This window comes from Pseudomonas sp. B22(2017) (assembly GCF_002113105.1).
Taxonomy (GTDB): domain Bacteria; phylum Pseudomonadota; class Gammaproteobacteria; order Pseudomonadales; family Pseudomonadaceae; genus Aquipseudomonas; species Aquipseudomonas asiatica.
The window spans coordinates 365,168-378,809 of sequence record NZ_NEJN01000005.1 but is presented as its reverse complement, the minus strand read 5'-3'; the positions used below and the strand labels follow the sequence as shown (position 1 = coordinate 378,809).

Below are 13,642 nucleotides of genomic sequence, written 5' to 3'. Positions count from 1 at the left end.
TAGTCCGCGTCCTACGGCATCATTGCAGCATTTGTCCGGCAGCCCCAAAGGACCGCCCATGAATCTGCCCCCTCGCCAACAACAAATCCTCGAACTGGTGCGCGAACGCGGTTACGTCAGTATCGAAGAAATGGCGCAGCTGTTCGTCGTCACACCGCAAACCATCCGCCGTGATATCAACCAGCTGGCCGAGCTCAATCTGCTACGCCGCTACCACGGGGGCGCGGCCTACGACTCGAGCATCGAGAACACCGCCTACGCCATGCGCGCCGATCAGATGCGCGACGAAAAGCAACGCATCGCCGAAGCCGTGGCACGGCAGATTCCCGACCATGCCTCGCTGTTCATCAACATCGGCACCACCACCGAATCCATCGCCCGGGCACTGCTCAACCACAACCACCTGAAAGTCATCACCAACAACCTGCACGTGGCCGCGATCCTAGCCGCCAAGGACGATTTCGAAGTGCTGGTGGCAGGTGGCACGGTTCGCCGTGATGGCGGCGTCGTCGGCCAGGCCAGTGTCGACTTCATCAACCAGTTCAAGGTCGACTTCGCCCTGGTGGGCATCAGCGGCATCGACGAAGATGGCAGCCTGCTCGATTTCGATTACCAGGAAGTGCGGGTATCCCAGGCAATCATCGCCAATGCCCGACAAGTGATCCTTGCCGCCGACTCCAGCAAGTTCGGGCGCAACGCCATGGTGCGCATGGGCTCGATCAGCCTGGTCGACTGCCTGGTGACCGACCAGGCGCCAACTCCCACCCTCACCCAGCTGCTGAACCAGTACAAGATCCGGCTTGAGGTGGTTTGAGGGCTGACAGGCGCGATACCTTTCAAACCGATCATCCAAAACTTTCGTAAATGTTCATTTCATTGTCATCTGATCAGTTTTTTCTATGAAGACTGACTGGCGACCAGCTTTCTGTTGCGCTAGTATTTTCGAAAACGAACATCAATGTTCATATTCGATGTGAACAGCCCCAGGAGGCCTTGCCCGTGTCCCAGCCCGTTTCGTCCCAGCCCCCAGTCGCCGACTGCTATGACCTCGCCGTGATCGGCGGCGGCATCAATGGCGTGGGCATCGCTGCCGACGCCGCCGGGCGTGGCCTCAACGTATTCCTCTGCGAAAAGGACGACCTGGCCCAGCACACCTCGTCGGCCAGCAGCAAACTGATCCACGGCGGCCTGCGCTACCTGGAGCACTACGAGTTCCGCCTGGTGCGTGAAGCGCTGGCCGAGCGCGAAGTGCTGCTGGCCAAAGCCCCGCACATCGTCAAGCCGATGCGCTTCGTGCTGCCGCACCGCCCGCACTTGCGCCCGGCCTGGATGATTCGCGCCGGCCTGTTCCTCTACGATCACCTGGGCAAGCGCAAGCGCCTGGGGGCTTCGCGCAGCCTGCGCTTCGGCCCGGGTTACCCGCTCAAGCCTGCAATCAGCCGTGGCTTCGAATATGCCGACTGCGCGGTGGACGATGCCCGCCTGGTAGTGCTGAATGCGATGGCCGCACGGGAAAAAGGTGCCCATATCCATACCCGCACTCGCTGCCTGCGCGCGGAGCGTGTGGATGGCCTGTGGCAAGTGGAGTTGCAGCACGCTGACGGCCGCCTGCAGACCATTCGCGCCCGTGCCCTGGTCAATGCCGCCGGGCCGTGGGTGGCCAGCTTCATCAAGGACGACCTCAAGCTCGATGCCCCCTACGGCATCCGCCTGATCCAGGGCAGCCACATCATCGTGCCGCGCATGTACGAAGGCGAACATGCCTACATCCTGCAGAACGAGGACCAGCGCATCGTCTTCTGCATCCCGTACCTGGAGCGTTTCACGCTGATCGGCACCACCGATCGCGAGTACAGCGGCGACCCCGCCAAAGTCGCGATCACCGAGCAGGAAACCGATTATCTGCTCAAAGTGGTCAACGCCCATTTCAACCACCAGATCAGCCGCAGCGACATCGTGCACACCTATTCCGGCGTGCGCCCACTGTGCAACGACGAATCGGACAATCCGTCCGCGGTCACCCGCGACTACACCCTGGCGCTGTCCGCCAGTGAAGGGCAAGCGCCGTTGCTGTCGGTATTCGGTGGCAAGCTGACCACCTACCGCAAACTGGCCGAATCGGCGATGGCCGAGCTCAAGCCGCACTTCCCACAGATGCGCGGCAGCTGGACCGCTGGCGCGCCGCTACCTGGTGGTGAGCAAATGACCACGGTGCAGGCTCTGGTAGATGCGGTGCTGGCGCGCTGTGGCTGGTTGCCGGTCGATATCGCCAGGCGCTGGGTGCTGACCTATGGCAGCCGTGTATGGCAGTTGCTGGAGGGCGTGCAAGGGCCGGAAGACCTGGGCCAGGCAATTGGTGGTGGGTTGTTCGCTCGAGAGGTGGACTACCTCGCTAGCAACGAATGGGCCTGCAGCGCTGAAGACATTCTCTGGCGCCGCACCAAGCTGGGCCTGTTCACCAGCGCGGGCGAACAACAGGTGCTTGCAGACTACCTGCAACAAGAGCAGCAGGCGCGCACCCAGGCAGCGTGACTCCCCGGCCCGCCCACACGCGCCAGGCGCAAGCGGGCCATTCGACGCAGCAGTAACTACCGCCAAACCACATTACCGGCGTGATGCTCTGGGGTCTTTAAAACCCCGGAGAACATCACGTGCCACCCACCGAATACAACCCGTCCTATTCAGTCGACGCCCTGATCGCCCAGCAACTGCCAGACTGGTTGACCGGCGCCGACACAACGCACCTGCAAGCCTACGGCAAGGCCTTGGGTGCACAACAACAGGCAGCAGACAGGCTTCGCCATCTGCTCGAAAGAATCCCTCGCCTCGAAGACTTCGCCCTGCCCCTGCTCGAACGCGCGCTACGTGAGCAGAGAGTGGGGCATATCGACGCGCGACGGTGTCACGTGGTCGTGAGCGAAGAGTTCCAACTACCTTCGGCCGCAGAGCATTTCTACAAGCCGACCGTAATCCATAGCACACGACAAACCCTGCTGGCTGCCGCCCTGCATAACTTCGAAGCACACGAAGCTAAACCGTGGCTGTTGCGTAAAGCGCATCTGGAAAACGAGAAAGGCGAAAAGCTGGCCATGACCTTCGAGCAATTCGTTCGCCTGTGCCGCTCGCTGGATCTGGGCGGCAAGTATCAGGTGCTGCTCAAGACAGTGCTCGAGCCCAAGGCTGGGCGTGGCCAGCCGGGCGATCAGGCGCGCACGACAATAAGGCACCTGTTTGAAACCGGCGTACGAACGCGCATGCAAGCAGCGGTTTACGAGGCCAGGTTCAAGCGGCAACTGGATGAGCGGGATCTGCTTCGGCTGCGGTCGATGCTGGAAACCCCTGCGCTCACACCCTATGGCAAAGGCACGCTGACACCTCGCCAACTCTATCTGCTCGGCAAGTGCGTGACGGGGGTCATCACTCTCGAATGGCGCCCTGCCTTGGCTGCCGACATCGACGAGATCATCGTCTGGATACCCGATGCCCCCGGGCAAAGCCTGTGCTTTTACGACAGTTGGAACGATGTGTACAGCGACCTGGCCACTCGCCTCAAACAGCAGCCATTCCGCAGGTTTTTCAAGCGTTTCATCAAGGCGCGGGACACAAGCGCTTTCGACAAGGAACTTGCACAACGGCTGGTAGCGTCGCCTGGAGCAAAGAAACTGCAGCTCGACGGGCGAAACCTGCCCATAGAGGGGGATGTGTTCGCACATGTACGAGCGCTTTTGCTCGGACGAATGTTCGATGATGCAGCCTACCTGGCTGTGCCCACGGACGTCGAAGACCGCCTGAGCAGACATCAGCGCTTGCAGGGCATGCTCAGCGCCGGGTTGGACCTGCTGGGGCTGGCAGCTCTGGTCGTACCGGTATTGGGAGACCTGCTGCTGGTCGTCAGCGCGGCGCAATTGCTCGATGAAGTCTACGAAGGCTACCAGGACTGGCAGCTAGGTGATCGCCAAGGTGCACTGGACCACTTGTTCAACGTAGCCCAGGGCCTGGCGACCACAGGCCTGACTGCAGGTGCGCTGCATACGCTGCGACGAATACCTTTTGTCGACAGGCTTGCGCCAACGGTGTTGCCCGGCCGCGGCGTAAGGCTGACCAGAAACCTCCGCTACCTGCCTGCCGAGGAAAATGTCTCGGTATTATTGGAAGGCCTGCAAGGGGAGCACTTTGCCGACACGTTGTCAGACCATGGCCGGATGCTTCTGCAGGTCACAGGCCTGTCCGTGGACCAACTGCGCCGACTTTGCCTGGAGAACGCTCCACCACCCGCGCGGCTGCTAGACATCCACGACCGGATCAAGCTGCACCAGCAGGATCCGACCCTGAAAGGGCTGGCCTTCGAACAAAAACTTCAGGCATGGCAAACACCGCTATCCATCGACCAGGCCAAGCTGATCGGCGCCTTTCGGGGGCTGTCGCCAAGGGGCGCCCAGGAAGTCATCGACCATTGCAGTAGCGCCCAGATAGAACAGTTGCATGCTTCCGGGCGGATACCACTGAGCATGGCGCAACATGCACGATGGTATGAACATGCCAGCCGTATTGACCGAGCTTGTCTCGGCTTGCGCCTACAGAACCTGACCAACACCGATAGCGAAATACTGGCGCTACGCCTCATCGAGCGGGAAGCCCCGTGGCCAGACTCAGTACGGGTCGAATTACGCCACGGCGGCCCGGAGGGATTACAGATATTCGCCAGCCAGAGCGAGACCGCGCAGAAGGTGCGCACCATTGTCAAAAATGAGCAAGGCTACGCCCTGGCTGGCGAAGAAACCCAGGGCAAGTCCTTGCTGGCAGCGCTCCTGCGGTGCCTGGACGACGAGCAGAAAACCCGGTTGGGGAACCGCAACCTGCAGCTCAGGGAACTGCGCGACAAACTGGCCATGGCAGCCGAACAGGATCGCGACTCCACGGCTAGCCTGCTCGACCTGCCCGGCATCCGCGCAACTATCAGGCCGCCCCGGCGTTTCGCCGACGGCAGGCTGGCCTATACACTCAGCGGCGGTGGTGAAAGCAGCCAAAGCGCTATTCGCCGAGGGATCCATCAAATATTCCCCACACTCTCCGAACTGCAACTGGACGCTTACCTCGAAGCAGTCCGCCAGCGCGGGGAGAGCTTGTGGGACCATTACCAGGCGCTGCAACGCCAGCTTGCCGACCTGCGCGAAACACTTCGGGTCTGGCAGGCCGGTTGGCAATCTCCGATCGACGCCATTCGCAGACGCCGGGTAGCCGATACCCTTCGCCGCAGTTGGCGGCGCAAACTGGTGGACGGCAACGACCAATATGAACTGACCATAGACGGCGAGCACATCGATGCCTTGCCAGACCTGCCGGAGGGTGTGGAATACCGACACGTGCGCCGGCTGACGTTACGCAACATGCGCCTGCAGCAGATCGATGCGCGCTTCCTAAGGCTGTTCCCCAACGTCGTGGACCTGGACCTGAGCGGCAACCAGCTGACATTGGTTCCCGAGGGCATCGAGGGCCTCAGCCAGCTACGGCGCTTGAACCTGAGCAACAACCTGATTGCGATGGACGCAGCAGGTAGTAGCCGCCTGGCTCAGTTGCAGCGGCTGGATACCCTGATACTCAATTACAACCCCCTCAACGGCATGCCCGACCTCTCGGCCTTGCCACATGTGCGGGACCTGCGCCTGCGAGCAACGGGCCAGGCGGATATTGGCCTGGTCCACCAGAGCGTAGCGCTACGCACCCATATCGACTTGCGCAACAACAGAATCAGCGAGTTGCAGCGCGAGATGCGCGGCTTGCGCCTGCGCCTGCAAAGGCTGAACCTGCATGACAATCCGTTGAGCGAAGGCAGCATCGAGTATCTGGACGAAGCACAGGGTGCCAGCGAAACAGGCGCCCGAGGCAGCGCGTCGTATGCCCACGAGCCAATAGATGAAGAAACCCGTGCAACCTGGGTAGCATCCAGAAACGAGCTCCTCCGTGCAGAACGGGAGGCAGCCTGGGACCGCCTGAGCGAGGAGCCGGGCTCTGGAGGCCTGTTCAGGTTCCTGGCCGACTTTGCCCAGAGCGAAGACTTCGAGGCCCATCCGCGGCATTTTCGACGCCGTCTCTGGCACATCCTCGAAGCCTGCGAAAACAATGAAGCGTTACGCGAGCAGTTGTTTCGCGAGGCCGACGGGCCGCGTACCTGCGAGGATCGCCTGTTGCTGCTGCTCAACCAGATGGAAGTGGGCGTGCTGGCCTTCCAGGGCATCGAAGGGGTGCCAGCGGAAATGAGAGAGAGCCGCCTGCTGTATCTGGGCGGCCAGCTGCACCGCCTGGACCTGCTTGACGATATTGCCAACCGGCACATCCAGGCCCTGCGCGAAGCAGGACGCAGAGTAGATGAAATCGAAGTTCGGCTTTTCTATCGCCTGCGGCTGACAGGGCCACTTGACTTGCCAGCACCACCGGATGAGATGCACTTCGCATCATTCGCCCACGTGACAACGCGGGATCTGAATGCAGCAGAAATAGAAGTACTGCAAAGCTACAGCACCTTGTCGATGCTGGACGCGCTTGCAGGCCGCCCTTACTGGCAGAACTACCTGCGAGAAACCTATGCTGACCGTTTCGAGGCGACCGCAAGGCCTTATCACGAGCGAATGGAAGCGCTCGAGGCACGGGCCGTGGCCGGCCAGGAAGCGGGCTATGAAGACCAGGCCAGGGTTTTGATGCGCGAACTTGCCGCCGAGGAGTCAGTGCTGATACGCACCCTCACTACCGAGGCCTGGGCGCGCTGGAACCAGACGCCGAAAGAGCGGCTCATGCCCCACTGACCAGGCTGGCAGCACTGCGATCAGGCTCAGCATGGCAGCGGTCCTGATCGCTCGTGCATTGCGATGCAGGGCTGGCAATCCGTTCGGATTTCCGAACGATTAACCGCTATTCATTCGGTATGGCGAATGAAACTTACCGTCACACGATGAGTGCGAAAGGTTGATTCCCAATGAATTCGAGGCGTTATGATCAATGCCAGAGCTTGGCACGACTCATGCTCTACACTTGGTAGCCGAATGCAATCGTTTATTTCTGTATTCGTTGAACGAAGAGTCCGCCAACGGCTCCATAAAAAAAACAAACACGTCGAGGAAAATTTGATGCGCATCGTTCGTCAATTGCTGGGCGCCGCCATCGCGGCCGCCGTGATCGCTTCGCCGGCCATGGCCGAAGAACTGACCGGCACCCTGAAGAAGATCAAGGAGTCGGGCACCATCACCCTGGGCCACCGCGACTCCTCCATCCCGTTTTCCTACCTGGCCGGCAAGCCAGAGCCCGTGGGCTACTCGCATGACATCCAGCTGGCTGTCGTCGACGCCCTGAAGAAGCAGCTGGGCACGGACATCAAGGTCCGCTACAACCTCGTCACCTCCCAGACCCGCATCCCGCTGGTGCAGAACGGCACCGTAGACCTCGAGTGCGGCTCCACCACCAACAACGTCGAGCGCCAGCAGCAAGTCGGCTTCTCGGTCGGTATCTTCGAAGTCGGTACCCGCCTGCTGACCAAGGTCAAGGACGGTCAGCCGGCATACAAGGACTTCCCGGACCTGGCCGGCAAGAACGTGGTAACCACCGCAGGTACCACCTCCGAGCGCATCCTCAAGGCGATGAACGCCGACAAGCAGATGAAGATGAACGTGATTTCCGCCAAGGACCACGGTGAAGCCTTCAACATGCTCGAAAGCGGCCGCGCCGTGGCCTTCATGATGGACGACGCCCTGCTCGCCGGCGAAATGGCCAAGGCTCGCAAGCCGTCGGACTGGGTCATCACCGGTACCCCGCAGTCCTACGAGATCTACGGCTGCATGGTGCGCAAGGATGACGCGGCCTTCAAGAAAGCAGTCGATGACGCCATCGTCGGCTACTTCAAGTCGGGCGAAGTCAACAAGAGCTACGACAAATGGTTCCAACAGCCAATCCCGCCGAAGGGTCTGAACCTGCAGTTCCCGATGAGCGACGAGCTGAAGAAACTGATCGCCGAGCCGACCGACAAGGCTGCGGACGAGAAAAAGTCCTGACCACCAGCCCATGGCCTGTTGCGCTGCAAAGCGCGAATTAAACCTGCAGGCCACCCGTTAGTGTCTAACCTTTCATCCGAGGGCTTATGCCCTCGGATGTTGGAAGGTGCCCGTGAAACAACCGTCTGAGGGGAAATCCCGATGAATTACAACTGGGACTGGGGCGTGTTCTTCAAGTCCACCGGCGTGGGCAGCGAAACCTATCTGGACTGGTACGTCACCGGCCTGGGCTGGACCATCGCCATCGCCATCTCCGCCTGGGTCATCGCCTTGCTGCTGGGCTCGGTCCTCGGTGTCATGCGCACCGTGCCGAACCGTTTGGTATCGGGTATCGCCACCGCCTATGTGGAGCTGTTCCGCAATGTACCGCTGCTGGTGCAGCTGTTCATCTGGTACTTCCTGGTGCCAGACCTGTTGCCAGAAGGCCTGCAGGAATGGTTCAAGCAGGACCTCAACCCGACCACCTCGGCGCTGATCAGCGTGGTCATCTGCCTGGGCCTGTTCACTGCCGCCCGCGTGTGCGAGCAGGTGCGTACCGGCATCCAGGCGCTGCCCCGCGGCCAGGAAGCCGCCGCCCGCGCCATGGGCTTCAGCCTGTCGCAGATCTACACCAACGTGCTGCTGCCACAAGCCTACCGGATCATCATTCCGCCGCTCACCTCGGAATTCCTGAACGTGTTCAAGAACTCGTCGGTGGCGTCGCTTATCGGCCTGATGGAACTGCTGGCACAAACCAAGCAGACCGCTGAGTTCTCGGCGAACCTGTTCGAGGCCTTCACCTTGGCCACGCTGATCTACTTCACCCTGAACATGGGCCTGATGCTGCTGATGCGCATGGTCGAGAAAAAAGTCTCGGTGCCCGGCCTGATTTCCGTAGGGGGCAAATAAATGGACATGGATTTCAGCGAAATCATCCCGGCCCTGCCTGCCCTTTGGGAAGGCATGGTCATGACCCTGCAGCTGATGATAATGGGCGTGGTTGGCGGCATTGTACTGGGGACCATCCTGGCCCTGATGCGCCTGTCGTCGAGCAAGCTGCTGTCGAACGTGGCCGGCGCCTACGTCAACTACTTCCGCTCGATCCCGCTGCTGCTGGTAATCACCTGGTTCTACCTGGCAGTACCATTCGTGCTGCGCTGGATTACCGGCGAGGACACCCCGGTAGGTGCTTTCACCTCCTGCGTGGTGGCATTCATGATGTTCGAGGCCGCGTACTTCTGCGAAATCGTCCGCGCCGGCGTGCAGTCGATCTCCAAAGGCCAGATGGGCGCCGCCCAGGCCCTGGGCATGACCTACGGCCAGACCATGCGCCTGATCATCTTGCCCCAGGCCTTCCGCAAGATGACGCCGCTGCTTTTGCAGCAGAGCATCATCCTGTTCCAGGACACCTCGCTGGTCTACACCGTGGGCCTGGTGGACTTCCTCAACTCGGCACGCTCCAACGGCGACATCATCGGGCGCTCCCATGAGTTCCTGATCTTCGCCGGTGTCGTGTACTTCCTCATCAGCTTCTCCGCTTCGTGGCTGGTCAAGCGCCTGCAAAAAAGGATCGCCGTATGATTTCCATCAAGAACGTAAACAAGTGGTACGGGGACTTCCAGGTACTGACCGACTGCAGCACCGAGGTCAAGAAGGGTGAAGTGGTGGTGGTCTGCGGCCCGTCGGGCTCGGGCAAGTCCACCCTGATCAAGTGCGTCAACGCCCTGGAGCCGTTCCAGAAAGGTGACATCGTGGTCGACGGCACCTCCATCGCCGACCCCAAGACCAACCTGCCCAAGCTGCGTTCACGCGTTGGCATGGTGTTCCAGCACTTCGAGCTGTTCCCGCACCTGACCATCACCGAGAACCTGACCATTGCCCAGCGCAAGGTGCTTGGCCGTAGCGAAGCAGAAGCGACCAAGAAGGGCCTGGCCCTGCTCGACCGCGTCGGCCTCGGTGCCCACGCCAAGAAGCACCCCGGCCAGCTGTCCGGCGGCCAGCAGCAGCGCGTGGCCATCGCCCGCGCCCTGTCGATGGACCCGATCGTCATGCTGTTCGACGAACCGACCTCGGCCCTGGACCCGGAAATGGTCAACGAAGTACTGGACGTGATGGTCGAGCTGGCCCACGAAGGCATGACCATGATGTGCGTGACCCACGAAATGGGCTTCGCCCGCAAGGTGGCCAACCGCGTGATCTTCATGGACAAGGGCAACATCATCGAGGATTGCCAGAAGGAAGACTTCTTCGGCAACCCGAGTGCCCGCCACGAACGTACCCAGCACTTCCTCAGCAAGATCCTGCAACACTGATTTTGCTTCACTGAAGCGGTCGGCGCCGCTGCCCTTCGGGCAGCAGGCGCTGGCCGTGACAAGGCCACTGTGATGAAATGCGATCCTTCGCTTCTTCTCCCTGCCAAGCCTGCCGTGAAATCCCGCCTGCTCCGCCAATTGCTGTTACCGCCACTGATCATTCTGCTGATGGTCGGCCTGGGAATGGCTGGCTACCTGATCAGCGAGAGCAGCGGCATCCGCACCCTCAGCGAAAACGGCGAGCGCCAGCTGGAGCTGCACGCGCGCACGGTCGAGAGCGAAATCAGCAAGTACACCTACCTGCCGAGCCTGCTGGAGCTGGAAGACAGCGTCTCGCATCTGCTCACCGACCCTGACGGCGGCTCGCGGCAGACCGTCAACGAATACCTCGAAGGCCTGAACCGGCGCAGCCGCAGCCGGGCCATCTTCGTCCTCGACACCAACGGCCGTGTCCAGGCTACCAGCAACTGGCGCGATGCCGACTCGTTCCTCGGCGAGGACCTGTCGTTCCGGGCCTACTTCCAGACTGCCGTGCGCGGCGAACCCGGGCGTTTCTACGGTATAGGCAGTACAACCGGCGAGGCCGGCTATTACCTGGCCCACGGCCTGGAGGAGCATGGCAAGATCATTGGCGTGGCGGTGATCAAAGTGCGCCTGGACACCCTCGAAGAGCGCTGGCAGCGTGCCCGCCTGGAGGCGTTCGTCAGCGACGAGAACGGCATCATCATCCTCTCCAGCGACCCTGCCCGGCGCCTGAAGTCGGTACGCCCGCTGACCCCGCAGATCAAGGAGCGCCTGGCTCGCAGCCTGCAGTACTACTGGTGGCCGCTGAACGAACTGCAGCCGCTGGCACGGGAGACCCTGGCCGATGGTGTAGAAAAGCTGACCTTCCCGGCCAACAGCGAAACCGCACAGGGCAAGGCCCGCGAAATGGCCTACCTGGCCCAGACCCGGCGCCTGGTCGACACGCCCTGGCATTTCACCCTGCTGACCCCGCTGCAGGACCTGCGCCGCGAATCCATGGTACAGGGCATCCTGGTGGGCGTGGCCTTCGCCTTGTTGGCGATCCTCGGCATCGCCTGGAACGAACGGCGCAAGGTCATCGCCACTCGCCTGGCAGCCCGCGAGGCCCTGCAGGAAGCCAACAGCCAGCTGGAGCGACGGATTACCGAACGCACGGCCGACCTGCGTGCCAGCAATGAACGCCTGAAGGGTCAGATTCGCGAGCGCCGGCATGCCGAGCAGACCCTGCGCCACGCACAGGACGAACTGGTACAGGCCGGCAAGCTGGCCGCCATCGGGCAGATGTCCACCAGCATTGCCCACGAACTGAACCAACCGCTGGCCGCGCTGCGTACGTTGTCCGGCAACACCGTGCGCTTCCTCGAACGCGGGGCGCTGGAAACCGCCAGCACCAACCTGCGTACCATGAACGACCTGATCGACCGCATGGGCCGAATCACCGCCAGCCTGCGCTCGTTCGCCCGACGCAGCGACGACAGTGGCCAGGCTTCGCTGGCCAAGGCGGTGGACGCTACCTTGCAGGTGCTGGCCAACCGCATCAGCGCCTGCCACCTGCAGTTGCACAATCAGTTCGAGGACCAGCAGCTTGCCATCGACCAGACCCGCCTGGAGCAGATCCTGGTCAACCTGATCGGCAACGCCCTGGATGCCATGGCCGCCCAACCGCTGCCGCAACTGTGGCTGGAGGGCGAGCTGCAGGGCGACAAGTACCGTTTGCAGGTGCGCGACAATGGCCACGGCATCGACGCCGAGGCGCGCAAGCACCTGTTCGAACCTTTCTTCACCACCAAGCCGGGCGAACACGGCCTGGGCCTGGGCCTGACCCTGTCGGCGAGCCTTGCCGCCGCCGCCAAGGGCAGCCTCAACGTCGAGCATCCCGCCAGCGGCGGTACGGCCTTCGTCCTGGCCCTGCCCCTGGTCTCACCCCCTAGCGAATCGGCAGAGCACCCATGAACCAAGCGCCTCTTACCGTCCTGATCGTCGAAGACGACCCGCATGTGCTGCTCGGCTGCCAACAGGCGCTGGCCCTGGAAGACATCGCCTGTGAAGGTGTGGGCAGCGCCGAGCAGGCGCTGGAGCGCATCGGCGACGACTTCGCCGGCATCGTCGTCAGCGATATACGCCTGCCGGGCATCGATGGCCTGGAGCTGCTCAACCGCCTCAAGGCCCGCGACCGCAGCCTGCCGGTGGTACTGATCACCGGCCACGGCGATATCGACATGGCGGTGGGCGCCATGCGCAATGGCGCCTACGACTTCATGGAAAAACCCTTCTCCCCGGAGCGCCTGGTCGACGTGGTGCGCCGCGCCCTCGAACAGCGCGGGCTGTCGCGCGAAGTGGTGGCCCTGCGCCGCCAGTTGGCGGAGCAAAGCAGCCTGGAAGGGCGCATCATTGGCCGTTCGCCGGCCATGGAGCACCTGCGCGAGCTCATCGCCAACGTCGCCGATACCTCGGCCAACGTGCTGATCGAAGGCGAAACCGGTACCGGCAAGGAACTGGTCGCCCGCTGCCTGCACGACTTCAGCCGTCGTCAGGGCCAGCCGTTCGTGGCACTTAACTGTGGCGGCTTGCCGGAAAACCTGTTCGAAAGCGAGATTTTCGGCCACGAGGCCAACGCCTTCACCGGTGCCGGCAAACGCCGCATCGGCAAGATCGAACACGCCAACGGCGGCACGCTGTTCCTCGACGAAGTGGAGAGCATGCCGATCAACCTGCAGATCAAGCTGTTGCGCGTGCTGCAGGAGCGCACCCTGGAGCGGCTGGGCTCGAACCAGAGCATTCCGGTGGACTGCCGGGTGATCGCCGCCACCAAGTCTGACCTGGATGCCATGGGCCAGAGTGGCCAGTTCCGCAGCGACCTGTATTACCGGCTGAACGTGGTGACACTGGAGCTGCCGCCGCTGCGCGAGCGCCGCGAAGATATCCTGCAGCTGTTCGAACACTTCCTGCAGCAGTCGGCCCTGCGCTTCGACCGTGAAACACCTGCGCTGGACAGCCAGACCCTGTCGCGCCTGATGGCCCACGACTGGCCCGGCAACGTGCGTGAACTGCGCAACGTCGCCGAACGCTATGCCCTCGGCCTGCCTGCGTTCAAGAAAGGCCCCAGCGGTGGTGCCAGCCAAGGCTTGGGCTTTGCCGAGGCGGTGGAAGCGTTCGAGCGCAACCTGCTCAGCGATGCCCTGCAACGTACTGGTGGCAACCTGAGCCAGGCCAGCCAGGAGCTGGGCATGGCCAAGACCACGTTGTTCGACAAAGTGAAGAAATACGGCCTCGGCTGACCTCAACCCA

General features: G+C 62.0%; 9 protein-coding genes. All 9 read left to right on the top strand.

Going from position 1 to position 13,642, the window contains the following annotated elements; translation table 11 throughout:
- Positions 1-58 precede the first annotated feature (58 nt).
- Positions 59-814, top strand: coding sequence for a DNA-binding transcriptional repressor GlpR (gene glpR, locus CAG18_RS14195; RefSeq protein WP_015271570.1), 756 nt, complete (start codon positions 59-61; stop codon positions 812-814).
- A 185-nt stretch (positions 815-999) separates the two neighbouring features.
- Positions 1,000-2,532 carry a glycerol-3-phosphate dehydrogenase gene (gene glpD / locus CAG18_RS14190; protein ID WP_015271571.1) on the top strand — a complete coding sequence of 511 codons (1,533 nt, stop codon included), beginning with the start codon at positions 1,000-1,002 and terminating at the stop codon, positions 2,530-2,532.
- Positions 2,533-2,651: 119 nt separating this feature from the next.
- The gene (locus CAG18_RS14185; RefSeq protein ID WP_085721064.1) at positions 2,652-6,800 is read left to right on the top strand and encodes an NEL-type E3 ubiquitin ligase domain-containing protein; all 4,149 of its coding nucleotides are present in this window, start codon (positions 2,652-2,654) and stop codon (positions 6,798-6,800) included.
- A 321-nt stretch (positions 6,801-7,121) separates the two neighbouring features.
- Entirely contained in the window at positions 7,122-8,039 is a 918-nt protein-coding gene (locus CAG18_RS14180) for a glutamate/aspartate ABC transporter substrate-binding protein (RefSeq protein WP_015271573.1), read from the top strand.
- A gap of 141 nt (positions 8,040-8,180) precedes the next feature.
- On the top strand, positions 8,181-8,927 hold the full coding sequence (locus CAG18_RS14175) for an amino acid ABC transporter permease (protein ID WP_015271574.1): 747 nt from the start codon (positions 8,181-8,183) through the stop codon (positions 8,925-8,927).
- On the top strand, positions 8,928-9,599 hold the full coding sequence (locus CAG18_RS14170; RefSeq protein ID WP_013973970.1) for an amino acid ABC transporter permease: 672 nt from the start codon (positions 8,928-8,930) through the stop codon (positions 9,597-9,599).
- Complete coding sequence (locus tag CAG18_RS14165) at positions 9,596-10,330, top strand: amino acid ABC transporter ATP-binding protein (RefSeq protein WP_015271575.1); 735 nt, start codon at positions 9,596-9,598, stop codon at positions 10,328-10,330. The genes CAG18_RS14170 and CAG18_RS14165 overlap by 4 nt, the downstream gene beginning before the upstream one ends.
- 72 nt (positions 10,331-10,402) lie before the next feature.
- Positions 10,403-12,307 carry an ATP-binding protein gene (locus CAG18_RS14160; RefSeq protein WP_015271576.1) on the top strand — a complete coding sequence of 635 codons (1,905 nt, stop codon included), beginning with the start codon at positions 10,403-10,405 and terminating at the stop codon, positions 12,305-12,307.
- The gene (locus CAG18_RS14155) at positions 12,304-13,632 is read left to right on the top strand and encodes a sigma-54 dependent transcriptional regulator (RefSeq protein ID WP_013973972.1); all 1,329 of its coding nucleotides are present in this window, start codon (positions 12,304-12,306) and stop codon (positions 13,630-13,632) included. The genes CAG18_RS14160 and CAG18_RS14155 overlap by 4 nt, the downstream gene beginning before the upstream one ends.
- The last annotated feature ends 10 nt before the right edge of the window (positions 13,633-13,642 follow it).